Annotated in this window: 19 protein-coding genes; 13 read left to right on the top strand and 6 right to left on the bottom strand. The window is 62.1% G+C overall.

The genetic code is table 11. The annotated features are described in order from the left end of the window. The first annotated feature begins 20 nt into the window (after nucleotides 1-20). From ppc to ACESMZ_RS11750, 6 genes are all read left to right on the top strand, one after another. Entirely contained in the window at nucleotides 21-2,693 is a 2,673-nt protein-coding gene (gene ppc / locus ACESMZ_RS11775; protein ID WP_372958411.1) for a phosphoenolpyruvate carboxylase, read from the top strand. Nucleotides 2,694-2,894: 201 nt separating this feature from the next. Beyond that, the gene (locus tag ACESMZ_RS11770; RefSeq protein WP_372958412.1) at nucleotides 2,895-4,268 is read left to right on the top strand and encodes an HDOD domain-containing protein; all 1,374 of its coding nucleotides are present in this window, start codon (nucleotides 2,895-2,897) and stop codon (nucleotides 4,266-4,268) included. Between the two features lie 217 nt (nucleotides 4,269-4,485). Further along, nucleotides 4,486-5,139 (top strand): adenylate kinase, encoded by a 654-nt coding sequence (gene adk / locus ACESMZ_RS11765; RefSeq protein WP_372958413.1) that lies wholly within the window; start codon nucleotides 4,486-4,488, stop codon nucleotides 5,137-5,139. Between the two features lie 72 nt (nucleotides 5,140-5,211). Next, on the top strand, nucleotides 5,212-5,910 hold the full coding sequence (tsaB, locus tag ACESMZ_RS11760) for a tRNA (adenosine(37)-N6)-threonylcarbamoyltransferase complex dimerization subunit type 1 TsaB (protein WP_372958431.1): 699 nt from the start codon (nucleotides 5,212-5,214) through the stop codon (nucleotides 5,908-5,910). Nucleotides 5,911-5,934: 24 nt separating this feature from the next. After that, the gene (locus ACESMZ_RS11755) at nucleotides 5,935-6,306 is read left to right on the top strand and encodes a UDP pyrophosphate phosphatase (RefSeq protein ID WP_372958414.1); all 372 of its coding nucleotides are present in this window, start codon (nucleotides 5,935-5,937) and stop codon (nucleotides 6,304-6,306) included. A 60-nt stretch (nucleotides 6,307-6,366) separates the two neighbouring features. Then, a complete protein-coding gene (locus tag ACESMZ_RS11750; protein WP_372972663.1) occupies nucleotides 6,367-7,209 on the top strand; it encodes a class I SAM-dependent methyltransferase in 843 nt (280 codons plus the stop codon). Nucleotides 7,210-7,231: 22 nt separating this feature from the next. On the opposite strand, the gene plsB is transcribed toward ACESMZ_RS11750, so the two are convergent. Then, nucleotides 7,232-9,703 (bottom strand): glycerol-3-phosphate 1-O-acyltransferase PlsB, encoded by a 2,472-nt coding sequence (plsB, locus tag ACESMZ_RS11745; protein WP_372972662.1) that lies wholly within the window; start codon nucleotides 9,701-9,703, stop codon nucleotides 7,232-7,234. 114 nt (nucleotides 9,704-9,817) lie between these two features. Here plsB and nudC point away from each other — a divergent pair, with 114 nt between their 5' ends. Continuing rightward, nucleotides 9,818-10,636, top strand: coding sequence for an NAD(+) diphosphatase (gene nudC, locus ACESMZ_RS11740; protein WP_372958417.1), 819 nt, complete (start codon nucleotides 9,818-9,820; stop codon nucleotides 10,634-10,636). Next, complete coding sequence (gene murI, locus ACESMZ_RS11735; RefSeq protein WP_372958418.1) at nucleotides 10,633-11,436, top strand: glutamate racemase; 804 nt, start codon at nucleotides 10,633-10,635, stop codon at nucleotides 11,434-11,436. The genes nudC and murI overlap by 4 nt, the downstream gene beginning before the upstream one ends. Before the next feature lie 34 nt (nucleotides 11,437-11,470). On the opposite strand, the gene ACESMZ_RS11730 is transcribed toward murI, so the two are convergent. Together ACESMZ_RS11730 and ACESMZ_RS11725 are read right to left on the bottom strand one after the other, a co-directional pair. After that, complete coding sequence (locus tag ACESMZ_RS11730) at nucleotides 11,471-13,648, bottom strand: EAL domain-containing protein (RefSeq protein ID WP_372958419.1); 2,178 nt, start codon at nucleotides 13,646-13,648, stop codon at nucleotides 11,471-11,473. Nucleotides 13,649-13,736: 88 nt separating this feature from the next. After that, nucleotides 13,737-15,281: an HDOD domain-containing protein gene (locus tag ACESMZ_RS11725; RefSeq protein WP_372958420.1), complete on the bottom strand. Its 1,545-nt coding sequence runs from the start codon at nucleotides 15,279-15,281 to the stop codon at nucleotides 13,737-13,739. 190 nt (nucleotides 15,282-15,471) lie between these two features. On the opposite strand from ACESMZ_RS11725, the gene ACESMZ_RS11720 reads away from it, so the two are divergent. The 4 genes from ACESMZ_RS11720 to ACESMZ_RS11705 all read left to right on the top strand — a co-directional run bounded on the left by ACESMZ_RS11720 (nucleotide 15,472) and on the right by ACESMZ_RS11705 (nucleotide 21,621). Beyond that, on the top strand, nucleotides 15,472-16,740 hold the full coding sequence (locus ACESMZ_RS11720) for an AAA family ATPase (protein ID WP_372958421.1): 1,269 nt from the start codon (nucleotides 15,472-15,474) through the stop codon (nucleotides 16,738-16,740). A 163-nt stretch (nucleotides 16,741-16,903) separates the two neighbouring features. Then, nucleotides 16,904-18,448 carry a fatty acyl-CoA reductase gene (locus tag ACESMZ_RS11715; protein ID WP_372958422.1) on the top strand — a complete coding sequence of 515 codons (1,545 nt, stop codon included), beginning with the start codon at nucleotides 16,904-16,906 and terminating at the stop codon, nucleotides 18,446-18,448. Between the two features lie 339 nt (nucleotides 18,449-18,787). Beyond that, nucleotides 18,788-20,734, top strand: coding sequence for an acetate--CoA ligase (acs, locus tag ACESMZ_RS11710; protein WP_372958423.1), 1,947 nt, complete (start codon nucleotides 18,788-18,790; stop codon nucleotides 20,732-20,734). A 221-nt stretch (nucleotides 20,735-20,955) separates the two neighbouring features. Then, nucleotides 20,956-21,621: a response regulator gene (locus ACESMZ_RS11705; RefSeq protein WP_372958424.1), complete on the top strand. Its 666-nt coding sequence runs from the start codon at nucleotides 20,956-20,958 to the stop codon at nucleotides 21,619-21,621. 252 nt (nucleotides 21,622-21,873) lie between these two features. Here the strand turns inward: ACESMZ_RS11705 and ACESMZ_RS11700 are convergent, their stop codons facing one another. The 3 genes from ACESMZ_RS11700 to ACESMZ_RS11690 form a co-directional block, all read right to left on the bottom strand. Then, nucleotides 21,874-22,431 (bottom strand): DUF1439 domain-containing protein, encoded by a 558-nt coding sequence (locus ACESMZ_RS11700; RefSeq protein ID WP_372958425.1) that lies wholly within the window; start codon nucleotides 22,429-22,431, stop codon nucleotides 21,874-21,876. Between the two features lie 126 nt (nucleotides 22,432-22,557). After that, on the bottom strand, nucleotides 22,558-22,743 hold the full coding sequence (locus tag ACESMZ_RS11695) for a CPXCG motif-containing cysteine-rich protein (protein ID WP_372958426.1): 186 nt from the start codon (nucleotides 22,741-22,743) through the stop codon (nucleotides 22,558-22,560). A gap of 75 nt (nucleotides 22,744-22,818) precedes the next feature. Next, a complete protein-coding gene (locus ACESMZ_RS11690; protein WP_372958427.1) occupies nucleotides 22,819-24,042 on the bottom strand; it encodes a pyridoxal phosphate-dependent aminotransferase in 1,224 nt (407 codons plus the stop codon). Nucleotides 24,043-24,403: 361 nt separating this feature from the next. On the opposite strand from ACESMZ_RS11690, the gene ACESMZ_RS11685 reads away from it, so the two are divergent. Next, nucleotides 24,404-25,384, top strand: a complete 981-nt coding sequence (locus ACESMZ_RS11685; RefSeq protein WP_372958428.1) for a D-2-hydroxyacid dehydrogenase — start codon at nucleotides 24,404-24,406, stop codon at nucleotides 25,382-25,384. Nucleotides 25,385-25,398 lie beyond the last annotated feature (14 nt).

Below are 25,398 nucleotides of genomic sequence, written 5' to 3'. Positions count from 1 at the left end.
TATTAACCAAGGAAATGCCCGTGGCCGAACTGCATCCCGAATTGCGAGAGAACGTCCGTCTGCTGGGGGAGTTGCTGGGTGACAATATCCGCAACTATCCCGGTGAGGAGATCTATCAGCTGATCGAGGAAATCCGTGCCGCCGCCAAGGCAGACCGGCGGCAGGAAAGCGGCTCCGGCCAACGGCTGGTGCGCCTGCTGAGCAACCTGCGGGATGACCAGTTGCTGCCGGTCACCCGGGCGTTCAACCAGTTCCTCAACCTGGCCAACCTGGCCGAACAGTATCATGGGGTTCGCCGTAAACGGGGGCACCAGTCCGACCTGATGGTCGAGTCCCTGGGGGAAGTGTTCGGGCGGCTGCAGAGCGGCGGTGTGGACGCCGGTGAGCTGCACCGCAAGGTGTCGCAGCTACGGCTTGAATTCGTGCTTACGGCTCACCCCACCGAAGTGGCCCGTCGTACCCTGATCATGAAGTACGACGAAATGTCCGCCTGTCTGGCGGCGCTGGATCATGACGACCTGTTACCGGCTGAGCGGGACGAGGTTCTGGATCGTCTGCGGTTGCTGGTGGCAGAAGCCTGGCATACCGACGAGATCCGCCATGAACGTCCCACGGCGGTGGATGAGGCCAAATGGGGCTTTGCGGTGATCGAGAACAGTCTCTGGGAAGCCGTGCCGCGGTTCCTGCGTAGCCTGGACCAGGCACTGGACGGCGCCACTGGCAAAGGCCTGCCACTGGATGCCACACCGATCCGGATCGCTTCCTGGATGGGCGGTGACCGGGACGGCAATCCCAATGTGACCCACGATGTGACCCGCACGGTATTCCTGCTGGGGCGCTGGATGGCGGCGGACCTATACCTGCGGGATATCCAGTCCCTGCGGGCGGAGCTATCCATGTGGCAGGCCAGCGATGAGCTCAGGGAACAGGCCGGTGACAGTCGTGAGCCCTACCGGGTCATCCTCGGCAAGTTGCGGGAGCGCCTGATCCGTACCCGGGAATGGGCTGAAACGAGGGTCAACGGCGAACCGGCGGACGAGACGGACATCCTCTTTGAGAACGAGGACCTCACCGGGCCGCTGGAGCTGTGTTATCGCTCCCTTATTGACTGTGGTCTGGAAACCATCGCCAATGGGCCGCTGCTTGACACCCTGCGCCGGGCGCACACCTTCGGCCTGCCATTGATCCGGCTCGACATCCGCCAGGAGGCTACCCGTCATGCCGAAGCAGTGGCCGAGATGGTGGAGTACCTGGGCCTGGGCAACTATCTGGAGTGGAATGAGGAGCAGCGCCAGGCATTCCTGGTGAAGGAGCTGCGCGGTCGTCGCCCCCTGGTGCCCCGTAACTGGGAGCCGTCGGAGCCGGTGCGTGAGGTGCTCGCTACCTGCGAGGTGGTGGCGGGACAGACGCCGGAAGCCCTGGGTTCCTATGTGATTTCCATGGCCAGCACCCCTTCCGATGTGTTGAGCGTGATCCTGCTTCTGCGGGAAGCTGGTATGAAATTCCCCATGCGCATCGTGCCCCTGTTTGAAACCCTGGACGATCTTCGCGGTGCCCCTGCGGCCATGGAGGCCCTGTACTCCGTGGACTGGTACCGGGCGTATTGCAGCGGTCAGCAGGAAGTCATGATCGGCTATTCCGACTCTTCCAAGGACGCGGGCCAGATGATGGCTGCCTGGGCCCAGTACCAGGCCCAGGAAAAGCTGACCGAGGTGGCGCAGCGCTTCGACATGCACCTGACCCTGTTCCATGGCCGCGGGGGTACAGTGGGCCGCGGCGGCGGCCCGGCCAACCGGGCAATCCTGTCCCAGCCGCCGGGGTCGGTGAACGGCAGTTTCCGGATTACCGAGCAGGGGGAAATGATCCGCTTCAAGTTTGGCCTGCCCAGGCTGGCTGAACAGAGCCTGACCCTCTACACCACCGCGGTGGTGGAGGCCACTCTGGCGCCACCCCGGGCCCCGGAGCCGGAGTGGCGGGAAGCCATGGACTGGCTTACCGAACGGTCTCTCAAGGCGTACCGGGACGTGGTGCGTGAGAACCCCGATTTCGTGCCCTATTTCCGCCAGGCCACCCCGGAGCAGGCCCTGGGCAAGCTGGCCCTGGGCAGTAGGCCCGCCAAGCGCAAGCCCAGCGGGGGTGTAGAGAGCCTGCGGGCGATTCCGTGGATTTTCGCCTGGACCCAGATGCGTCTGATGCTGCCCAGCTGGCTCGGCAGTGACGTGGCCCTGGCCGAGGCCGAGAAAGCCGGCAAGCAGCCGTTGCTGCAGGCCATGCGCCAGGACTGGCCATTCTTCCGCACCTACGTGGATATGCTGGAGATGGTACTGGCCAAGTCGGACCTGCGGATCGCGAGCTACTATGACCAGATTCTGGTCGAGCCCGGACTGCGCCCGCTGGGTGAGCAGTTACGGGAGCGCCTCGCGGGCTGCATTGACCATGTCCTGGCCCTTAAGGAGCAGCAGACATTGCTGGAGGACGAGCCGGTATTCGCCCATTCCATGAAAGTACGCAACCCGTACACAGACCCGCTGCATTACCTGCAGGCCGAGTTGCTGCGCCGTAACCGGGAGGCGGAGCAGAACGTCGCTGCGGAGGGTTCTGACGCCGAAGTCGTGCCCATGCCGGAACTGGTGGAGCAGGCCCTCAAGGTCACCATGGCGGGTATTGCTGCTGGCATGCGAAATACCGGCTGACGCCCGCCATTCTGTGATGCGATTCACAGGGTTGGCGGGTTTGCCGGTGCCGCTCACCGCGTATCTGTCGTCGCACCGGACGCCTGTCCGGGGATGTGGTAATCTCAGCGCACCCCGGTCGTGAGCCTGCCCCTGGCAGCGTGGCAGCGTGGCAGCGTGGCATCGGGGCGGCGCAGTGACAGTATCAGTAAGGAGACCCCCGTGGCAGCGGCGGCCAGAGTCGAGCAGTATCTCAATCGCAAGGGCATTGCCCATGAGCTGATCCCGGTTACGGCGGATCCGCGCGGTGGTCTTGAAGCGGCGGTCCTCGATGCGGATGTGGAGCGCCGGCAGGTTATTCGCAGCACGGCCCTGATCGACGTGAAAGGGGTATTGCTGGTGGTCCATCCCTTTGACAGCTCGCCGGACCTGGACGCGATAGAGACCCGCACCGGCCGTCGCATGCAGCCCCTTACCGCCAGTCAGGCAGGGAAGGTATTCAGCGATTGCGCCCCGGGATTTGTGCCGCCATTCGGTTCAGCCTATGGCATACCGGTACTGCTGGAGGAATCCCTGTATCAGCTTGAGCGGCTGGTTATGGCCTGTGGTTCGTCGTCCCGCCTGCTGGCGATGGCAGGCCGGGAGTTCCGGCTCGCCATGGCAGGTGCCGACAAGGGCCATGTGACTATCCGTCACAGCGGCCAGGCCGCCAGCACGATCACTCTGGAAGAAGTTGCCGACAAGCTCCAGAAACTCTACCGCCTGCCCCCCATGCCGGCCCTGGCCCTGAAAATCCTGCGCCTGACCAGCGATCCGGAAGCTTCGGCCCGGGAGCTGGCGGAGCTGATCGAGTTCGACCCGAGCCTGACGGCGCAGACCATCCGCTATGCCCGCTCGGCGCTGTTCAACTACCCCGGACAGATCGAATCCGTGCAGGAGGCCGTCACGCGGGTGCTGGGTTTCGAGCGGGTGGCTCATATCGCACTGGGTATCGCCTCTGTACGGGCCTTTGATATTCCCCGTCAGGGCCCGCTGGGTATGGATCAGTTCTGGAGGCACTCGCTCTATTGTGCGTTTGTCTGCCAGCGGCTGGCACCCCAGTGCGGCGCCGACGCATCCCTGGCTTACCTTTGCGGGCTGTTGCATAACTTCGGCCTGCTGCTGGTGGGGCACCTGTTTCCGGCAGAATTCGAGGAGCTTAACCGTTTGCGGGCGGCCAACCCCGAAGTCAGCATGAAGGCTCTGGAACAGCAGGTGTTTGGCACTGGCAGCGACCAGGAAATGCTGACTGTGGGCCACGGTGTGATCGGCGGTATCCTGCACAAGTTGTGGCAGCTGCCGGATGCGGTGGTCAAATCCGCCGGTGTTCACCAGCAGTCCCATTACCAGGGGGAACACCGTAACTACGTCATTATGGTGCAGCTTGCTAACGGGCTGCTCAAGGAGAAGGGCGTAGGGGATGAATTCAACCCCGATGATATCGAGGCCCTGGCCGCAGAGCTCAACCTGCCAGCCACACAACTCGACCGACTGCGGGAAGACGTGGACCAGGTTGCCGACGATCTGGACAGTCTCGCCCACTCTCTGTCATCCTGACCGGCTCGCACAATTCCCGCTACCCGCGGGAGATTACTTATTGACTGCGACTGACGTCGACTTTCTCTGACGGGCCCGACTTCGTATAATGCCCGCTTTCCGAATCCCCGCAGGGGGGGTGAGAGGCTGTTGCCAAGCCTTGTAGTAGCTGGTCCAGGGTTTGGCAACCGCTTTTCAATTCAAAGACATAATTATCCAGGAAATGGGAGCACAACGTATGCGTATTATCATGTTGGGGGCGCCGGGCGCCGGCAAGGGGACCCAGGCCCAGTTCATCACTGAGCGGTTTGACATCCCCCAGATCTCCACCGGTGACATGCTCCGCGCGGCCGTCAAGTCCGGCTCCGAGCTTGGCAACAAGGTCAAGGCCGTGATGGACTCAGGCTCACTGGTCTCCGACGACATCATTATCGCCCTGATCGAGGAACGGGTGCAGCAGGATGACTGCCGTAACGGCTTCCTGCTCGACGGTTTCCCCCGTACCATCCCCCAGGCTGAAGCCCTGAAAGACCAGGGCATCGATATCGACTACGTGGTCGAGATCGCTGTGGACGACGAGGAAATCGTACAACGCCTGGCCGGACGCCGTGTTCACCCGGCCAGCGGCCGCATTTACCACGTCAAGTACGACCCGCCCAAAGAAGAGGGCAAGGACGACGAAACCGGTGAGCCGCTGGTTCAGCGCGAAGACGACAAGGAAGAAACCATTCGCCACCGCCTTGCGGTTTACCACGAGCAGACCGAGCCGCTGGTAGGGTACTATCAGGACTGGGCGAAGGAAGAGCCGCAACAGGCGCCCAGATATGTTCGCGTTGATGGCGTCGGTTCCCTGGACGATATCCGCGAGCAGATTCTTTCCAAGCTCGGATAATGACAGGTCCCGTCTGGCTATGGACCAGGCCTTGAGGGGCTTAACCACCAACCGACCAGACGGGATAATGGAATCTTGAAGTTACTGGCACTTGATACCTCCGCTGATGCCTGCTCTGTGGCGCTGCTTGATGGCAGCGAACTGAGCGGGCATTTTCGTGTCGAGCCCCGGGGCCATACCCGTCTGATCATGCCCATGGTCCGGCAGCTGCTGGATGAGCAGGGTGTGGCCCTGGCGGATCTCGACGCCCTAGCCTTTGCAGCGGGCCCGGGATCTTTCACAGGATTGCGTATCGCCACCGGGGTGATCCAGGGGCTGGCCTGGGGGCTGGATATCCCTGTGGTGCCGGTTTCCTCCCTGCAGTCGGTGGCCCTCGCTGTGGCTGAAGGGCAGGGCGCGCAAGAGGGCGACGGCATCGCCGTTGCCTTTGATGCACGGATGGACGAGGTATACTGGGGCTGTTACCGTCATACAGCTGGCCTTCCTGAGCCACTGGCGCCGGAGCGGGTTTGCCCCCCGGAACAGGTCAGTTTGCCCGAAGGGCCTTTACGATGGCTGGCAGGCGGCAGCGGATGGCGCTATGCTGAGCGCATGCCTGACGAGGTGGTGAACCGGGTAGGTTCCCCCGAACTGGATATGATTCCCGATGCCCGCTTTGTCGTTCGCCTGGCTGCCGATGCGTGGAAGAAAGGTGCAGCTGTACCGGCAGCCGATGCTCAGCCCGTTTACCTGCGGGACGAAGTGACCTGGAAGAAGCTTCCAGGGCGATAACCAGACACGGTCCGGAAACCAGCCATGATCGGTGGACTCAACCCCAACAATCCGTATATCGGTACCAGCGTTGCCCGCGAACGCAACGATGGCGCCCGTTCGCCGGCGGCCCGTCCCGAGGCACTGACGGATGAACGCCAGCAGGCCCGCCCTGCACCGGCCGGTGACGGAACCACCGACAACGCCGGAAAGTCACCGGCGGAGGACACCGAAGGCTACCTGCGCCGGGTGCAGGCCCGGGCTGCTGCCGAAGACACCCGCCTGGAGTCTTTCCGCGCCGACGACATACCCATGGCCAACCTTCGCGCCCTGCAAACCTTCGCCACCGTGGCCAGCCAGCGGGAAGGCATGGATGGCTACGACGCCGAACTGGCAGGTATCGATATCCGCGTGTGATTCGCTTTCTCCGGATTGTCCCACCCGTTGCTGCACCGGCCATAGCAGAACCTCTTTCCCATGACCCAGCCTAAGGACCAGGACCTCAATGACGCAGAACGCCTGCCACCGGTTGGCTGCGCAACCGCGGAGCTATCGGGGAGGGCGGAGACGCTTGCGACCCGGCTGGGCGCCCCCTGGCTGGGTGTGGTATCACCAAAACACATTGCTGATCATCCGAGAATACTGTTCCTGGACGAGAACGGTCTTTGCCTCCAGGCCACCGGCCGCAAGGCTCCGGGCCCGGTAAGAGCCGAATTCGTTGCCGGCAAGGCCGGCTACCGACTGGCCCACGGCGGCGGCACCGGCCAGCTGATCGCTCGTGCTGTCGGCCTCAAGCGCACCCACCAGACCCTGCACATCCTCGACGCCACCGCCGGCCTGGGCCAGGACGCCTTCGTCCTCGCCGGCCTCGGACACCGGGTCACAATGCTGGAACGGTCCCCGGTCATCCACGCCCTGCTGGAAGACGGCCTGGCCCGTGCCGCGGCAGACGAAACCACCGCCCCGGTCATCGCCCGCATGACCCTGATCCACGCCGACAGCATCCGGTGGTTACAGCAAAGGGCAGGGCAGGAGCCCGTTGCCGACGTCATCCACCTGGACCCCATGTTCCCTCACAGGGACAAAACCGCCGCGGTCAAAAAAGAAATGCAACTCTTCCGCCCCGTCGTCGGTGACGACCCGGATGCCGCCAACCTCCTTACCGCAGCCCTCGCCTGCGCCCGCTACCGGGTCGTCGTAAAACGCTCCAGACGAGCCCCGGCCATCACCGGCCCGGTCCCGGCCTTGAAGCTGGAAGGCAAAAGCAGCCGGTATGACGTTTATCCATTACAAGCGCTCCCTTCCGGCACCCAAACATGACAGCGTAATCCAGTAGCCAGAATCAGTCAGTCCGGCTTAACTGGGTAACCTGCGCAATCGCCTGCCGCTTCTCCACACTCAACACCAATCGCGCATCCTCGGAAACCTCCTCCAGCTCCCGGGTATAACCCAGACGCCCGTCGTCGCCGGCCACAATCACCCCGTTACCCGAAAGCTCGCCAATAAAGTTGCGGAACAACGTCTTGTCAAAAAACTCCGGCGCATTCAGGCCGAACAGAATCGACATACGCTCCGCCATCAGCGCACTCTCCTCTTCCAGCTCTTCGGCGGTCAGCGCCCCGGGGCCGTGCTTGCGAAGCGTCGCAATCACAATGTAATACCGCTCCAGGGTCTGGATGATAAACCGGGACAGGGTGTGCAGCTGGAGCCGCTCATCGGTGCCTTCCTCCGGGCCCATCACCCGGTCCCCGTCGGCCCGCAGTACCCCGTGGTCAGACAGGGTACTGATCCAGCGGTCCACCTCCACCCCCACCGAGTCCGGGTCATAGCGGATAAACAGCTCTGACTGGAGGTACGGGTAGATGGCACTGGCCAGGAAGATCACCTTGTCCCGTGCCATGGAGGTGCAGTTCTCGAACAGGCAGGCGATCAGTGCCGGCAGGGCGAACAGGTGCTGGATATTGTTGCGGTAATAGGTCATCAGCGTGGCATTGGTGCCGTCCAGCCCGATGATATCTCCCAGTTTCTGGGGGTAGCGGCCCACCAGGCCCATGGATTCACAGTAACGGATCCATTCCCGGCCATCCCCTTCCGGGAAGGTGACCGTTTCGGCGTAGGGGTGGGCCTTCAGCAGGTCCAGGTACTGGTCGAGCATGGTCGCCAGTTGCCGCTCATCCATGGCCAGGCGCTCGGTTGCCAGCAACAGGGTTGCCACCAGGTTGACCGGATTGATGGCGGCAGCGGAATTGATCCCGGTGGTCACCTGGCGGGCGAGGTGGTTCACGGCTTCCGGTAACCAGGCCGGGCGGGCCTCTGCGCCGACGGCTTCATGCTTCCACCCGGGCCGGGCCTGTTCCAGGGCATCATCCAGGTAAATGGCCTCGCCAAAGTTCACCGACACCTTGCCAAAGGAACTGCGCAGCTTGCGGGCGGTCCTGGCCAGGCCGACCACACTTTCCTGCTTTTTCTTCTTGCCCCGCAGTTCACCCAGGTAGGAGCGGCCTTCCATCACCTTCTCATAACCGATGTATACGGGCACCAGCACGATCGGCTTCTGGTGATCCCGCAGGAAACTGCGTACGGTCATGGACAGCATGCCCGGGCGGGGCTGCAGGGTGCGCCCGGTCCGGCTGCGACCGCCCTCCACGAAGTATTCCACCGAATAGCCCCGGGTAAATATTACATGCATGTACTCGTTGAACACGGCGGAGTAGAGCGGGTTATCCCTGAAGCTGCGACGCATGAAAAACGCCCCGCCGCGACGCAGGATCGGCCCCACCACCGGCATGTTCAGGTTGATGCCCGCCGCAATGTGGGGTGGCATCAGGCCATTGCGGTAAAGTACATAGGACAGCAGCAGGTAATCGATATGGGAGCGGTGGCAGGGGACATAGACCACGGCGTTCTCTTCCGCGACTTCCTGCACCTCACGGATATTGTTGATGCGGATGCCGTTGTAGATCCGGTTCCACAGCCAGCTCAGCAGCACCTCCAGAATGCGGATGGTGGCGATGGACATGCTGGAGGCAATTTCATTGGCGTATTCGTAGGCCCGCGCCCGGACCTTTTCCGGGTGCTCGTCCTCACCGCGGGCGGTTTCGCGGATGGCCTCACGAACGGCAGGTGTGCGGATCAGGTCTGTCACCAGCGTACGGCGGTGGGACAGGTCCGGTCCCAGCACCGCCTGGCGAACCCGGCGGAAATGGGTGCGCAGCAGGCGGGCGGTCTTGCGGCTGGCCCGGGCCCTGCTGTGGTGGTGTTCACGCACAATGTCCGCCAGTGACATGGGCTCACCGAAACGCACCAGGGTATTGCGGCCGTGCAGAAGGATGATCAGAAACTTTTGGAAGCGCCCCGCTACAGACCAGGTATCGGACAGCAGCAGCTTGAGCACGGACTTTTCCTTGTCCGGCGACCGGCCCCAGAACAGGGATACCGGCACCAGCTGGATGTCCAGGGTCGGGTCCTCCGCGGACAGGTTCACCAGCTGTTCCATCTGTGACGTCATGACCGGCGTCAGGCGGGGGCTGAAGCTGCTGCGGGCGCGGCGGTACAGAAAGCAGAAGGAGTGGTCCGGTCCGCCGTGCACCGGCATGGGTGCCCTGGCGGGCGGCAGGCCGGCGCGGGCCACCTCCTGTTCCAGTACCAGTCGGCTGGAGAGTGAGCTGTACTGCATGATGTAGCAGACCGGCCGGTCGGGATCCAGGTTCAGCTCGTCCCTGCCGGCTCCCAGTACATCGGTACGGACCCACAGGAACAGGAGTTTGCGCATCAGTGTCGTGATAGCACCGGAAACAGCCGGGAACAATCGCATTCAGTCAGACTCCGGACAGGGCGAAACAGGGCAACAAGTTTACTTGGTCGGGGCCGCCGGACAAAGGCGAGAATATGGTACATTTCAGGTTTTCAGACGACGCTGGAGTACCCGATGGCAAACTGGAACGCAGGCTGGTCCCGCAAGGCCCCGGAGGCAGATGACCTGGTCATCGCCATGAACGGCCCAGAGCTCTGGTGTCCGGAGGACGACTGGTACCATCGCTGGGGCAGTGTTGACGGTGCCCTGGACGAGGGTACCGAGCCGGTTTATGTGGGCGAGCTGGACGGCCGTAGTGTGTATGTGGCCAGCGTTGACCCGGGGATGCTTCTCTATCTGACCCGGCCGGTCCATCTCCGGGAAGCCCTGCTGACCATGCCGGATGCCCCGGCGGAAGTATTGGGCACTGCCGCCCAGGTTCAGCAGTGGTTCCGGGACCATCGGTACTGCGGCCGCTGCGGAACCGAAACCGGCTTCCATACCCATGAACGGGCCCGCTGGTGTGAGCCCTGTGGCATGCCGTTCTACCCGCGGCTGGCGCCCTGTGTGATTGTGGTGATTCGCCGGGGTGACCGCTTCCTGCTGGCCCGTTCCACCCGGGCGCGGAGTTATTTCTTCAGCCTGATTGCCGGTTTCGTGGAGCCCGGGGAGAGTGCCGAAGAGGCGGTTGCCCGCGAGACCCTCGAGGAAACCGGTCTTACGGTCACTAACGTCCGCTACTGGACCTCCCAGCCCTGGCCCTTTCCACACCAGCTGATGCTGGGCTTCTTTGCCGACTACGAATCCGGCGACCTGGTACTGCAGGAAGACGAAATCGCCGAGGCGGACTGGTTCACGCCGGACGAGCATCCCCCCATACCGCCGGAAACCACCATTGCCGGTCGCCTGATACTCCGGCTGAAAGAGGAAATGCAGGGAGAGCGCGGAGTTTGAAGCCGGGGGCTCCGGGCAGGGTGCCCGAAATACTGGTGTTTGACTCAGGCATTGGCGGTCTGAGCATTGCCCGTTGCCTGCATCGGCAGGTGCCCGCGGCGAGGCTCACCCATGTGGCTGATAACGCCGGTTTCCCTTACGGCAACCAGCCCGAGGAAACAGTGATCGAGCGCACCGTGACCCTGGTGATGGAGCAGCTCCGGGAACGTCCGTTCGATGTCATTGTGGTGGCCTGCAACACCGCGAGCACGGTGGCCCTGCCGGCCCTGAGGGCGGCTACCGACGTCCCGGTGGTAGGGGTGGTGCCCGCCATCAAGCCGGCCTCCGCCGTCTCGGAGAATCGTCGTATCGGACTCCTGGCCACCCCGGCCACCGTCCGTCGCCCCTACCTGGAAGATCTCATCGGCGACTTCGCGGCGGATTGCCGGATCGAGCGGGTAGGGCACCCGGAACTGGTCACCTGGATTGAAGACTGGGCCAGGGGGCGGCCCCTGCCGGAGCCCGCATTGTCAGTGGCTCTGCAGCCTTTCCGGGACGCCGGAGTCGACACCCTGGTGCTGGGATGTACCCACTACCCCCTGATTACCGAAGCCCTGCAGAGACTGTTGCCCGAGGTTCGCTTCTGGGTGGACTCCGGCGACGCGATCGCCCGGCGCACCCTGTACCTGCTGGAGCGGGCGGGGTTCGACGCAGATGCCTTGCAACGCTTTCAGTCCTCTGGTCACCGGTGTCTGTTTTCCGGGCCGGTGATGGATGACATTGACCGTTTCCTGGATGCCCTCGGTTTTTACCGGTCCTGATTTCGCCGGCGGTCTCCCCGGAAACCGTCTGTTGTCACGCACTGCTGGCGATGGGTAGTGCGTGGCAGTCCAGCAGTTCGGCAATCCGGTCACCCGGCTGGGCCCGGCCAAACAGAAAGCCCTGCACAAGGTCGCAATCGCTGGTGGACAGGTACTCCAGTTGATCCTGTGTTTCCACGCCTTCTGCCACGATTTCCAGCTTCAGCCCCTGGGCCATGGCAATGATGGCGTTCACGATGCAGGCGCCGTCGTTGCCTGAGCGGACACCGTGCACGAATGAGCGGTCGATCTTGAGGGTATGAATGGGCAGGTGGTGCAGGTAGTTCAGCGAGGAATAGCCGGTACCGAAGTCGTCGATCGCAATGCGAACACCGTGGCGGGCCAGCTCCCGCAGGGTATGGCTGACCTGCTCCAGGTCGTTCATGATGACGTTTTCGGTGATTTCGATCTCCAGGTTGGCCGGCGGAAAGCCAATATGTCGCAGCTGCGACATCAGCCGTTCAGTGAACATCGGGTGTTCCACCTGAACCGGGGACAGGTTGACCGCCAGGCGGAGATCCCGGTGCCCGGCGGCTATCCACTGGCCCACTTCCTCACAGGCACTGGTCAGGACCTGATGGCTGATTTCGGAGATCAGGTTGGTCTCCGAGGCAAGGGGCAGGAAGTCCGCTGGCATCAGCAGGCCACGTTCCGGGTGCTGCCAGCGTACGAGGGCCTCAAGGCCGGTTATCCGGCGGGTGCGCAGGCACACCTGGGGCTGGTAGTGCACCCTGAGTTCACCGTCGCTGATGGCCCTGCGAAGGTCCCGCTCCAGGGTCAGCCGTTCACTGGAGTCTACGGTCATGCTGCTCTCAAAGAAGCAGTAGCTGTCCTTGCCCCGGGACTTCACCTGGTACATGGCCAGGTCTGCATTGCGGATCAGCTGTTCAATGTTGTCGCCGGCTTCCGGGAACATGGCGATGCCGATACTGACACCGATAAAGATATCCTGGTTGTCCAGCTGGAAGGGCTCGCGCAGCGCATTGATCAGTTTGTTGGCGATCACTGCGGCGTCTTCCCGGTCCGGTACCGCCGGCAGCAGCAGGGTGAATTCATCACCTCCGAAACGGGAGAGCGTATCGCCCTTGCGAAGGCACTTCTCCAGGCGTTGGGTCACAGCCTGTAGCAGGCGGTCACCCACGGTATGCCCGAGGGTGTCATTGATGATCTTGAACCTGTCCAGGTCCAGGAACATGACCGCCAGCTGCTGGTGATGACGGCTGGCGTGGTTGAGGGCCATGGTCAGCCGGTCCCTGAACAGGGCGCGGTTGGGCAAGCGGGTGAGCAGGTCATGGTAGGCCTGGAAACTGATGAACGCCTCGGCCTCCTTGCGCTCGGTAACATCGCGGGCAATGCCGTAGTAGCGGGCATGAAGACTCAGGTCGCTGTATTCCCTGTCGCCCAGTGTCCGCCAGCTGTCATCACTGATGGGGAAAGCGGTAATCTCGAAATGTCGGGTCGCCCGGTCCGAGCCGCTGGCCCGCAGGCAGACCTCGAAGGAGACCGGGTGGTCAGCGCTGATGCCCGGGTCGTTAAGGGCCAGCTTGCTTCTTGAGGCCTCCTCGTCGTCGAGTAACAGGCGGAAGTGTTTTCCCAGCAGGTCTGCCGGCTGATATCCCAGCAGGTTAACGACTTTGCGGTTAAGGAAGCAGAAGCGTCCCTGACCATCCAGCATAAAGACAATGTCCGGCGAGTTGTTGACGATATATCGGTGCAGGGATTCGGACTTCTCCAGCCTTTGCTGGACATCTTCGTGGGCCCGCAGCAGCGACTGCTTGCCCAGCACGTTCTCCAGTGTGGCCAGCACTTCGTCCGGATCGAAGGGTTTGCGGATGTAGTCACTGGCTCCCCGTCGCAGGGCCCGGCTTACAGCGCGGAATGAGGTCTCGCCACTGACCACGACCAGGGCGCAGTCCGGCTGCAGGCGTGAGGCCTCTTCCATCACCTGGAAGCCATCCCTGCCCGGCATGTTCAGGTCCAGCAGCGCCATGGTGAACCGGTGTTCCCGTAACAGCTGGCAGGCCTCGCTGCCATTGCTGGCGGTTACCGCCCGGAACCCGTGATCACCGAGCAGGCTGGCAAGGCTCGCCAGCAGACGCGGGTTGTCGTCGGCCACCAGAACCTGTTGCCGGGCCCGGAGCCGGTCGGACTCAGAATCGCTTGTCTGGATCATCGCACATCGCTCATTCACCCGTGCCGGTTTGACCTCCGCCTGCCGGAGGTTGTCCTGGTACCCTGGTGGCGGTTGCTACCCTGGGGCGTTACCGGTCTTCTGTTGGTGTCCACGCCGGAAACAGCAGGCGGAACAAGGTTCCTGACTGACTGCTCTGGCAACTGATGATGGCGTCCATGTCATCCATTAACTGCTTGACAATACTCAGGCCAAGGCCGCTGTGTGCCCCGCCCTTGGCGGAGGCGACCGGTTCGAACAGCTGGCGCCTGACCGCATCCGGTAGCCCGGGGCCATTATCCTCGATGATAAGCTCCACCCACTGCCGGTTCTGTTGCCAGACCGGTGCGCTTGACCGGACCAGCACGTGAACGCCACCCTCCGGACGGCTCTCCGCAGCGTTACGAAGGAGATTCAGCAGTACCTGACGGATCGGGGCAGCCGGTACGTCGACGGCGGTGCTCTCATCGCAAAGATCAAGGCTGCAATGGGTATGCAGCTCGTGGAACAGGCCGTCCGTCAACAGGTCCGTCAGGGCCAGTACCTCCTGGTTTATAACAGCTTTGCCGAGATCTGACTGTGACAGGAGGTCTGCATCAGTGCCCTGACTGGTGAGTTCCGCCAGCAGGTCACTGGCCCTGGCCAGTTCCTCTTCGATAATGTCGATATCCCGCTCACCGCCGGAGTCTGACAGGTGAGAGCGCAGCCGGGCGAGATATTGTCGCACTACCGTCAGCGGATTGTTGATTTCATGCACCTGGCGCCGTATCTGTTCCGGGGCCACGGTGGTCGTTGCCCCCTCGATAAGGTCACCGGCCAGCAGGTCACGAACCGCGGCAACGGTCAGGCGTCGGGTTGCCCCCGGGCCGTCATAGACCGCTTTACCCGGTATGCCCATGTCACGGGCCAGGTCCAGGGTTTCCAGCCGGATACGTCGCAGTATCTCCGCACTGAGTTCCTCTTCAAGTCCGAACAGGGTTCTGGCCATGGTCAGGCCGTGGCCTTCCCTTGTCACCAGTTGCACCGCCACCGCCGTTATTCGCCCCAGGTGGCCGGCGCTCATGAGTGGGGTTGCATCTTCCAGCTGCCGGCTGAGGGCCTGCTGTATCTCACTGTCCAGACGCCAGTGTGCGGCAAGTTCCGCGCTGAGTTCCGGGTAGGGAGGAGCACCGGACCTGTCGGGTTCCGCCAACTCCCGCCTCAGAAGCAGCAGGCGCCCTGAATTGTGGAGCATTCCGGCGAGAAAGGCCGTATCGGGTTCAGAATAGCGGGTCAGCCGTGCAAGCGCACGGGAGGTCAGCGCCACAGCGAGGGCGTCATGCCAGAAGCCGTGAAGCTTCTGCCAGAACCCCTCAGCCATTTCAAACAGGACTTGCTGCAGTGCCGCCGTCAGTACCAGGTTACCGAGCCGGTCGGTGCCCAGCCTGAGCAGTGCCTGTTCCAGGGTTGTTACCGGCTGGGGCAGGTGCACTGCTGCGCCGTTTGCCAGGGTGAGAACCCTGGCGGTAAGGGCCGGGTCCTGGTGCACGATGTCGGTTATCCTGCGATAGCTGTCGTGCCCACGGCAGGCCTCCAGGGCCCTGAGATGGACCTCCGGTAGAGTGGGCAAGGGCTCGGTAACCGACGTCTGTGTCATGATGTTTTGTTAAGTTGCGTAAACAAATGTTACATGTCAGTGGCTTAGCATAGCTAATAAAAGTGACATATCAAGCTATTCCTGTCGATTAAATAAACAGTTTCACTGGGAATAGCTGAGAAGGGTATGATAGTCGGGCATTAATGCGCGCCTGTCACCTGGCGCTCGTGGAACAGGATTATGGTCCGGGATGGCTGTCAGCGAATCGTTTAGTCAGAAGTCAGATGGTCTTGCTGCTACTGGTCCGGCGAGTGGGGGCAGAACCCCTGATATTGTCGCCCTGACCGGCGGCAAGGGCGGGGTGGGCAAGACCTCGGTCGCGGTGAACCTGGCGCTTACCATGGCCCGGCAGGGCCGGCGGGTATTGTTGCTGGATGCAGATACCGACCTGGCGAACGTGAGTATCCTGCTGGGGCAGTATCCACAACGTACCCTGGAGCATGCCGTCACCGGCGATTGCCCGCTGGGCGACGTGATCATGGAGGGGCCCTATGGCCTGCATGTGATCGCAGGTGCCTCCGGTGTTCAGCGGTGTATGGACCTTGATACTGAAGACGCTGGCCTAATCCTTCAGCAACTGGCCTCCCTGGAGCGCAATTACGACATTGTGCTGATTGATACCGCATCCGGCCTGCGCCCTGCCGGGCTACACATGATTGCCCTGGCGGCCCTGGCCTGTGTGGTGATCACCCCGGATCCTGCGTCACTGACCGATGCCTACTCCCTGTTGCGAGTGCTGCAGCGTCGCGGTTACCGGCGAGTGCCGGGGGTGATTGTGAACATGGCAGCAGGGCCGTCACAGGCGCAATCAGTCTATCGCCGATTTGCCGGCGCGGTCCGCAAACACCTTGCCATGGATGTTGACTACATCGGCGCCGTCTGGCGGGACGAGTCCATCCGTCAGTCCGTGGAGCTGCAGAGGCCGGTGGCCACGCTGTCCGAGGCGGACCCCTCCTTCAAGCAGTTCATTACCCTGGCCGACCAGGTGAACCGGCACCTGATGCACCGCCCCTCCAGCAAAGCCGGATTAGCGGCTTATTGGGAACACCGCACCCGGCTTGCCGAGGTCCCTGCCGAGCGAACCCCGCCCCAGGCCGCTGCCGGGTCATCTGTTGAGTCACTCCAGGCCGATCCGGTGTTGACCAGCCCCGACCAGGTCCCGGCAGTAGCTGCCAGCCCGCCCCATGCGCGATGCCAGGATCTGTTTCGTCAGATGGAGGCGCTGCTGGAAGATCACTCCGATGACCGGGTGCTCCAGCAGGAGGCGCTGAAGGGAACGTCTGCACTGCTGTTGCGCATTGCGGCGGGCTCCGGCGACTCTCCCCAGCAGTCGGAACCCACTTACAGCAAAGCCGATTTTGGTCCGCAACAGACGTTGCTGGAGCGCCTGCGTTCAGAGCCGGACTCGGTACGAGTGGATGGTTTTCTGGCAAGGTTTTCCGGCGCTTGTGAGCAGTAAATCGACAGTTTAATTTCCGCCTGTTGACTCCATATTGTCATGGTCTCCATGGCAGACTCACGTCAGCAGATGCAGCATGAAGGTGGCGTTTCTGAACTGGCCCGCATTATGCAAATCTTCATGCAAATCTTCCGGACAGCATACGAGAAGGAGTTCAATCGACATGACCCAACTGTTTCCTGAATCCGACGACACCGAGTCCTCGGTCCGCCGTGCCCTGAAGGGCAAGCATGTTCTGATTACCGGCACCACGGGGTTCCTGGGCAAGGCTGTACTGGAAAAACTGATCCGCGCGGTGCCGGAGGTGGGAGGGGTGCATGTGCTGGTGCGCGGCAATGCCCGCCACCCTGATGCCCGCGAGCGTTTTTACAGCGAAATTGCCAGCTCCAGTGTGTTTGAGCGACTGCGTAACCAGGATAACGAGGGTTTTGAGGCCTTTCTGGAAGACAAGGTCCATTGTGTCCAGGGTGAGCTTACCCGTCCCCGTTTTGGTTTGACGGAAGCCGAACACGAGCGCCTGGCCGGCCGGGTGGACCTGGTGATCAACTCTGCCGCCAGCGTCAACTTCCGCGAGGAACTGGACAAGGCCCTGAGCATCAACACCCTTTGCCTGGATAATGTGGCAGCCTTTGCCAGGGCCGGTGGCCGCACGCCGGTGGTGCAGGTGTCCACCTGCTACGTCAATGGCATGAACAGCGGCCACATTGGCGAAGACATCATCAAACCTGCCGGTGCCGCCATCCCCCGGAGTGAGCACGGCTACTACCATACCGACGCCCTGATACGCCTGCTTCAAGACAAGGTTACCGACGTCCGCTCCCGCTACGCCGGCAAACAGCTGGAAAAGAAACTGGTGGAGCTGGGCATCCGTGAGGCCAATCACTATGGCTGGAGCGACACCTACACCTTTACCAAGTGGCTGGGTGAACAGCGCCTGATGGAAGCACTGTCGGACCAGGCCCTGACCATCGTGCGTCCGTCCATTATCGAGAGCGCCCTGAAAGAACCGATGCCCGGCTGGATCGAGGGAGTCAAGGTGGCAGACGCCATTATCCTGGCCTATGCGCGGGAGAAGGTCACCGTGTTCCCGGGCAACCGTGAAAGCGTGATCGACGTGATCCCGGTGGACCTGGTTGCCAACAGTATCCTGCTGGCCGGTGCCGAGGCCCTGGTGCGGGAGCCGGCACGGAGGATCTACCAGAGCTGCAGCGGGTCCATGAACCCCGTTTCCCTGGGCGAGTTTATCGACCACCTGATGGCCGAAGCGAAAGAAAACTACGCCGCCTACGACAAGCTGTTCTGCCGGCAGCCCAGCAAGCCGTTCATGGCGGTGAACCGGACCCTGTTCGATACGGCGGTGACCGGTATGCGGGTATCCCTGTCACTGGCCAGCAAGGCCATGAAGATGGCCGGCCACAGCCGCGAGCTGAAACTGCTGCGCAACCTGGACACCACCCGGGCCCTGGCCACCATTTTCGGTTTCTACACAGCGCCGGACTATGTGTTCCATAACGAGAAACTGATGGACCTGGCGGAGCGCATGGGTGACGCCGACCGGGAGCTGTTCTCTGTCGATCCCCGGCGGATTGGCTGGGAAACCTACCTGCGCAAGACCCACCTGGGTGGGCTCAACCGCTATGCCCTGGGCGACCGGCGTATCTACAGCCTGCGCACACGCCGCCAGCGCCGGGCGGCCGTTGCCGCCTGACGGGGCTCCCTTTCCCTCCGCCCCGGTGCTTTTCACAAGGCCCGGGGCGAACTATCCTTCCCTGTATGCAGAGCGGAGCACGCTGTCAGCGTCGCAAGGCATCTCTGGACCATTCAACGATCCCCGGTAGTACGTTGGTCTAATTCAATGGGTCGCCCTTAAATGGTCAGATAGGGCAATCCACTTATTGCAGATGCCTGTTGTCAGGAGCTGTTTCCAGAACAGGTTTGGGATTCGTGGCATCTGCCGGCCGCCGGAGAAGACGGTGTGCCGATGACAAGTTCTGTTCCAACAATTCCGACAACTCAGTAACAGACTCTGTAAAGCAAGGGGGAAACAATGACCGACAAGAAGCTATACCCGGTACCCGACCATTTCGCGAAAAGGGCACTGCTCAGCCGCGAACAGTACGAACAGATGTACAAGCAGTCCATCGATGACCCGGATACCTTCTGGGGCGAACACGGCAAGCGTCTGGACTGGATCAAGCCCTACAGCAAGGTGAAGAACACCACCTACGACTACAACAACCTGTCCATCAAGTGGTTCGAGGACGGCGTACTGAACGCTTCCGCCAACTGCCTGGACCGGCACCTGGAAAAGCGCGGCGACCAGACGGCGATCATCTTTGAAGGTGACGACCCTGCGGAATCCCGCAACGTTACCTACCGTGAACTCCATGCAGAAACGGCCAAGTTCGCCAACGTCCTGAAAACCCTGGGCGTCAAGAAAGGCGATGTGGTCACCATCTACATGCCCATGATCGTGGAAACCGCCGTGGCCATGCTGGCCTGCGCCCGCATCGGCGCCATTCACTCGGTGGTCTTCGGCGGCTTCTCACCCGAGGCACTGGGTGCCCGGGTGGAAAACGGCAAGTCCCGCTTCATTGTTACGGCGGATGAAGGCCTGCGCGGCGGCCGCAAGATCCCCCTCAAGAAAAACGTGGACGCGGCCCTGGAAGGGGACTCCGTGCCGGATGTGGAAAAAGTGGTTGTGGTTACCCGTACCGGCGGCGACGTGCCCTGGGATGCCAGCCGTGACGTTCGTTACGAAGACCTGATGAAAGACGCCTCCGCCGAGTGCCCACCGGAGCCCATGGGCGCGGAAGACCCGCTGTTCATGCTGTACACCTCCGGCTCCACCGGCGCGCCCAAGGGCGTACTGCATACCACCGGCGGTTACCTGACGTACGTGTCCATGACCCACGAATATGTCTTTGATTACCAGGACGGCGATGTCTACTGGTGCACGGCAGACTTCGGCTGGGTCACCGGTCACAGCTATATCCTTTACGGCCCGCTGGCCAACGGTGCCATCACCGTGCTGTTCGAGGGCGTGCCCAACTACCCGGACAGCTCCCGCATGGGCCAGGTAGTGGACAAGCACAAGGTCAACGTTCTGTACACCGCCCCAACCGCAATCCGCGCCCTGATGGCTGAAGGCGAAGACTGCATGAAGGGCACCACCCGCGAGAGCCTGCACCTGCTGGGTTCGGTGGGCGAACCCATCAACCCGGAGGCCTGGGAGTGGTATCACCGGGTAATCGGCAATGGCAAGTGCCCGATTGTGGACACCTGGTGGCAGACTGAGACCGGCGGCATCCTGATCTCGCCGCTGCCAGGCGCTGTGGACCTCAAACCCGGTTCCGCCACCTTGCCATTTTTCGGCGTGCAGCCGGCACTGGTGGACAGTAACGGCAATGTCCTGGAAGGCGCTGCCGAGGGCAACCTGGTCATCATGGACAGCTGGCCCGGCCAGATGCGGACCATCTACGGTGACCATGATCGCTTCAAGCAGACCTACTTCAGCGCCTACCCGGGCATGTACTTCACCGGTGACGGTGCCCGTCGTGACGAAGACGGCTACTACTGGATCACCGGCCGGGTGGATGACGTGCTCAACGTCTCCGGCCACCGCCTGGGTACCGCCGAGGTGGAAAGCGCCCTGGTCGCTCACGACAAGGTAGCGGAAGCCGCCGTGGTGGGCTTCCCCCACGACATCAAGGGCCAGGGCATCTACGTCTATGTCACCCTGGTGCAGGGCGTGGAGGCCACCGAGGAGCTGCGCAAGGAACTGGTGCAGTGGGTGCGCAAGGAAATCGGCCCCATCGCATCACCGGACGTCATCCAGTGGGCGCCGGGCCTGCCCAAGACCCGCTCCGGCAAGATCATGCGCCGCATCCTGCGCAAGATCGCTGCCAACGAGCATGATCAGCTGGGCGACACCTCCACCCTGGCGGATCCGGGCGTGGTGGACGAGCTGATCAGCGAACGCGCTTTCAAATAAGCGCCACCGATAACGGTGCCAGAGGCCCGGCCTGGTCAGCGCATTGACCAGACCGGGCACTGCCGATGCCCGCAGGGACCAACCCCCTGCGGGCATCGTCGTATTTGGGGTAGAATAGGCGGCAGCCCCGGTGGGGGGCTCGACAATCCGGCTTGCACAAAGCCGGGTCAGCCCTGCCGCCAGCCAGGTACCAAGCCGGAATAACAAGAGGATGCCCGTGGATGACTCAACACATAATCATCGCTGATGACCACCCGCTGTTCCGTGCGGCACTGCGTCAGGCCGTAAGCCAGGCAGTTCCCGACGCGGAGGTGGCCGAGGTTGAGAGCATCAAGGCCCTGCAGGCCGCCGTGGAACAGAAGCCGGACGCCGATCTGGTGCTGCTGGACCTGAACATGCCCGGCGCCCACGGTTTTTCCGGCCTGGTGTTCATGCGCGGCCAGTACCCGGGGTTACCGGTCGTGGTGGTCTCCGGCTCTGAAGACCTGCAGGTCATGCGCCGCTCCATCGACTACGGCGCCTCCGGCTTCATTCCCAAGTCCGCGCCACTGCCGGAAATCACCGACGCCATCCAGGCGGTACTGGAAGGGGACATGTGGCTGCCGGAAGGCGTCGCCGAAAAGCTTGAACAGACCCAGGCAGAAAACACCGACTTCTCGGACAAACTGGCGTCCCTCACGCCACAACAATTCCGGGTACTGGGTATGCTGGCCGAAGGCATGCTCAACAAACAGATCGCCTACGACCTGGACGTCTCCGAAGCCACCATCAAAGCCCACATCACCGCGGTCTTCCGCAAGCTCGGCGTGCGCAACCGCACCCAGGCCGTGATCGCCATCCAGCAAATGGAGTTGGATCCGTCGGATACTTCGCTGTCAGGTAGCTAGGTTTGCTTCTGACTCCGTTTTTTCAAAACTGGATCGTTGGGACTGAGGATAGCTCCACAGTTCGAGCGCGTGGGGTGAGGGCTTTTTCCGGGACCTTTGAAAAGAGGGGCCTTTTCGAAGAGCCTCCAGGGATGGATTTACGGCGTGTCCCGGCAAAAGCCCTCGCCTCGCGCGCTTTGCACGGAATCGAAGGCTGCCCCTTGTGAGTGCTTGGTGATTTAAACGTTTCCAGGATTGGTGAGCGCTCCATAACTAGCGCTTCACAAACTCCAACCGGCCGGGCGCCACCCGCAAATCCATGTCCGTCATACCCATCAGCCGCGCGCCGAGACTGGTGTCGTCCAGCCGATAAACCGGAATGGTTTCCAACATCTGGGCGACGACCCGCATGATGTTATCCGTCACCGGTGCCAGCTCACCGCTGCTGAAGTAGGGCGTGTCCACACTGCTTTCCAGCAGCTTCAGCCGGCGTATATAGATAGCCCGCTCCTCGCTGTCATACACCGGTGACCCTTCCACCTTCAACCGGATGTCAGCGGGGATCTTCGCCATCAGGGCGTTCAGGGCGACCTGGCCTGACAGATCGATAACGGCCACATCGCGACCGTCTGGCCCCAGGGTAATGTCAGCGTTGTCGAGAGAAAGGCTAAGGGGCGAGCCCGCCTGCAACTGCTGGCGGTCGTAGTTGCTGACAGCATCCTGCAGGTGGCGCTCGAGGGTTCCCTCACTGATGGTCAGGGGCGAGAAGCCGGCGCATCCCGAAAGAAGCGTCAAAACAAGGGTCAGGGCAAGCAGTGGGCGCAATATCATGGCAGTTCCTTTGGTCTTTCCGGCGTTGGTACAGGTCGGCTATAGAGTGAACGACCCACGGGCTGCCGGCAAGCACTGACCAGGCAGGTATTACCCGTACAGTGGCCATGGAGCCTGTGCAGGCGGCTATTCATTCTCCGGGGTGGCATTCAGATGCAACCCGCCATCCTCATCGAAGACCGCGTGGATCAGAATGGGCTGGCAACATACCTGGCAATCCTCCACGTATTCCTGGTCCCGCACGGAAGGGTCCACGAACACTTCCAGGGTTTCCCAGCAGTAGGGGCATTGCAGGGTGGCGGGCTCAAGCATGGCTCGTCTTCATCAGGGTCGGTCGGCCCGCTACACAGCGCTGCAGGTAGCGGGCTGGCGTATCAGGAGAGGTTGTCAGAACTGCTGCTTTGCCATCCACGGAATAATCCGGTCGAAGGCCTCCTCCAGCTTCTCACAGGTCGTCGAGAAGCTCAGCCGCAGGGCATTCTGCGTGTGCTCCCCGAAGGCGTCCCCGGGCACGGTACACACCCCGGTCTCTTTCAGCATGCGCAGGGCCAGGTCCGAGCCATCCACATGGGGTGGCAGGGTTGGGAAGGCAAAGAAGGCGCCGCCGGGCTTGTAGCCGGTCAGATGAGGCGTCTGGTCGATCAGCTCGACAATCTTGTCCCGGCGCTCCCGGTAGATATCCACCATGTCCCTGACACACTGCTGGTCGCCGGTCAGTGCCGCCACCCCGGCAAACTGGGACGGTGTGTTGGCCACCGAGGTGGTGAACATATGGTACCGGCGCAGGCTCTTGATGGTGGCCTGGCTGGATATCACCCAGCCTACCCGCAGGCCCGCCATGCTGAAGGTCTTGGAGAAGCTGCTGATGCACATGATGTTGTCCAGATCCACCGCGCACTTGAGCACGCTGGCGTAGTCATCATCGTCAAAAATCAGGTGGTCGTAGACCTCATCCGCGTAGATCTGAATGCCCCGGTAGGCGCACTCTTCCACAATGGTTTCCACGGTGGAACGGGGGTACACGGCGCCAGTGGGGTTGTTGGGGGAGTTGAGGATGATCGCATAGGTGCGCGAGCCCATGGCCCGGATGACTTCGTCCGGGTCAAGCTGATGGTCATTTTCGGGCCGGGTGGGAATGTACTTCACCTCGCCGCCGTTCATACGGATCAGGGGCGCATAGAGCAGGAACGTGGGGTCGGTAATGATGAATTGCCGGCCGGGCTGGGCGGTTGAGGTAATGGCCAGGTACATGGCCTCGGTGGCGCCGCTGGTGATCAGGATGTTGTCCCGGGTCAGCTTGCGGTTATAACGCTTGCCATAGTAATCCCGCAGGGCCACCAGCAGTTCCGGCAGGCCCGCATCCATGGTGTAGCCGGTCTGGCCGGCATTGAGGGCGTCCACATAGGCATCGATGATGTGTTTTGGCGTGGGCAGGTCAGGCTGGCCAATGGACAGGTGAATCACGTCCTTCATGGTGGACGCCATGTTCACCATGCGTCGGATACCCGGCACAGGAATCGCCTGCATCGCAGGGTTCCAGGAGGCCTTGGCCTTGCGGTATTTCACCTTGCGCGGCTGGGTTTGCCCGGTATCTTTTGCAGCCTCTGCCATAAGCACCTCTCACGGCCATGAATGGAAGTCTGGTGGGGCCTTCAGGCCCTCTCGGGCAGAGTAGTCCACCAAGTGATTCCGGTACAAGGGCTACAGCGTGCAATTGATGATTTCGGTGAAGGCTGGCTGAGTTCTCGGGTAGCAAGGAATCGGGTAGGTCTTTTCGGGATACGCTGTGAATACATCCCTGTACGCTCGGCTTCGCCAACGCACGATCCCGAAAAGACCTACCCGATTCCTTGTCACGAACTGGGTGCTGCCCGCTTATCGACAACGAGGTTGGCTTGTCACGTTGACCCTTATGGTCGCAGCGACCAAACTCTGGGAAAGCCAAAGAGACGAACCGGAGGATTCAGCACCCATGAGCCACGACCAGAAGCCTGTCATCACCGTACTGACCGCACCGGGGGAGCCGGAGCCGCCGGGTATTGATGCGGTTCGCGCCAGGGGTGAGGTCCGGCTGGCCTGGGACGAGGAAACCCTGCGGGAGGCCCTGCCTGGCAGTCGGGTGATGATGGTGACGGATTTCCGCACCGAGGCGCTGGAGGCGGCGTGGCCCACAGCGGACAAGCTGGAGTGGATCCATGCCACCAGCGCCGGGGTGGATGCGTTGATGTTTCCGGCACTGATCGACAGCGACGTGACGGTCACCAATGCCCGGGGCATTTTTGACCGCAGCATTGCCGAGTATGTGCTGTGTACCATGCTGATGTTCGCCAAGGACTTCCCCCGCTCCATGCGCCTGCAGGCCGGGCACAAGTGGAAGCACCGTGACACAGAGCGGGCAGAGGGGCGTGAAGTGCTGATCGTGGGCGCGGGCTCCATTGGTCGTCAGATTGCTCGCCTGGCGAGAGCTGTTGGCATGAACCCCCACGGCGTGGCCCGTCGTGCCAGAAGTGGTGATGACGACTTCGTGGCCGTCCACGCCAATGAGCAGCTTTTTGATCAGCTGGCGGTGGCGGATTTCGTGGTGATTGCGGCGCCGCTGACCCCTCAGACCGAAGGGCTGTTTGACCAGAAAGCCTTCGCCGCCATGAAAAAGGAAGCCCGCCTGATCAACATCGGCCGTGGTCCCATCGTGAACACCAAAGACCTGATCGATGCGCTGAACAAGGGCGAAATCGCCGGCGCCGCGCTGGATGTGTTCGAAGAGGAGCCCCTGCCGGAAGACCACCCGCTATGGGAAATGGGCAACGTCATCCTGACCCCCCACATGTCCGGCGACTTTATCGGCTGGCGCAGGGCCCTGACGGACCAGTTCCTGGAAAACTTCGACCGTTGGCACAAGGGTGACGAGTTATTCAACCACGTAGACAAGAAGCTGGGCTACGCGGGTAGTTGATGGAGGTGGTTGGG

This window comes from Marinobacter sp. (assembly GCF_041690615.1).
In the GTDB taxonomy this organism is placed as follows: domain Bacteria; phylum Pseudomonadota; class Gammaproteobacteria; order Pseudomonadales; family Oleiphilaceae; genus Marinobacter.
This window is presented reverse-complemented; position numbering and strand designations above follow the sequence as displayed.

What these genes read in the sequence shown, in the direction of transcription:
- adk (WP_372958413.1), top strand. Translation starts at nt 4,486, where the DNA reads ATGCGTATTATCATGTTGGGGGCGCCGGGCGCCGGCAAGGGGACCCAG.
- ACESMZ_RS11755 (WP_372958414.1), top strand. Translation starts at nt 5,935, where the DNA reads ATGATCGGTGGACTCAACCCCAACAATCCGTATATCGGTACCAGCGTT.
- ACESMZ_RS11750 (WP_372972663.1), top strand. Translation starts at nt 6,367, where the DNA reads ATGACCCAGCCTAAGGACCAGGACCTCAATGACGCAGAACGCCTGCCA.
- plsB (WP_372972662.1), bottom strand. Translation starts at nt 9,703, where the DNA reads ATGCGATTGTTCCCGGCTGTTTCCGGTGCTATCACGACACTGATGCGC.
- nudC (WP_372958417.1), top strand. Translation starts at nt 9,818, where the DNA reads ATGGCAAACTGGAACGCAGGCTGGTCCCGCAAGGCCCCGGAGGCAGAT.
- ACESMZ_RS11730 (WP_372958419.1), bottom strand. Translation starts at nt 13,648, where the DNA reads ATGATCCAGACAAGCGATTCTGAGTCCGACCGGCTCCGGGCCCGGCAA.
- ACESMZ_RS11725 (WP_372958420.1), bottom strand. Translation starts at nt 15,281, where the DNA reads ATGACACAGACGTCGGTTACCGAGCCCTTGCCCACTCTACCGGAGGTC.
- ACESMZ_RS11720 (WP_372958421.1), top strand. Translation starts at nt 15,472, where the DNA reads ATGGCTGTCAGCGAATCGTTTAGTCAGAAGTCAGATGGTCTTGCTGCT.
- ACESMZ_RS11715 (WP_372958422.1), top strand. Translation starts at nt 16,904, where the DNA reads ATGACCCAACTGTTTCCTGAATCCGACGACACCGAGTCCTCGGTCCGC.
- acs (WP_372958423.1), top strand. Translation starts at nt 18,788, where the DNA reads ATGACCGACAAGAAGCTATACCCGGTACCCGACCATTTCGCGAAAAGG.
- ACESMZ_RS11705 (WP_372958424.1), top strand. Translation starts at nt 20,956, where the DNA reads ATGACTCAACACATAATCATCGCTGATGACCACCCGCTGTTCCGTGCG.
- ACESMZ_RS11700 (WP_372958425.1), bottom strand. Translation starts at nt 22,431, where the DNA reads ATGATATTGCGCCCACTGCTTGCCCTGACCCTTGTTTTGACGCTTCTT.
- ACESMZ_RS11695 (WP_372958426.1), bottom strand. Translation starts at nt 22,743, where the DNA reads ATGCTTGAGCCCGCCACCCTGCAATGCCCCTACTGCTGGGAAACCCTG.
- ACESMZ_RS11690 (WP_372958427.1), bottom strand. Translation starts at nt 24,042, where the DNA reads ATGGCAGAGGCTGCAAAAGATACCGGGCAAACCCAGCCGCGCAAGGTG.
- ACESMZ_RS11685 (WP_372958428.1), top strand. Translation starts at nt 24,404, where the DNA reads ATGAGCCACGACCAGAAGCCTGTCATCACCGTACTGACCGCACCGGGG.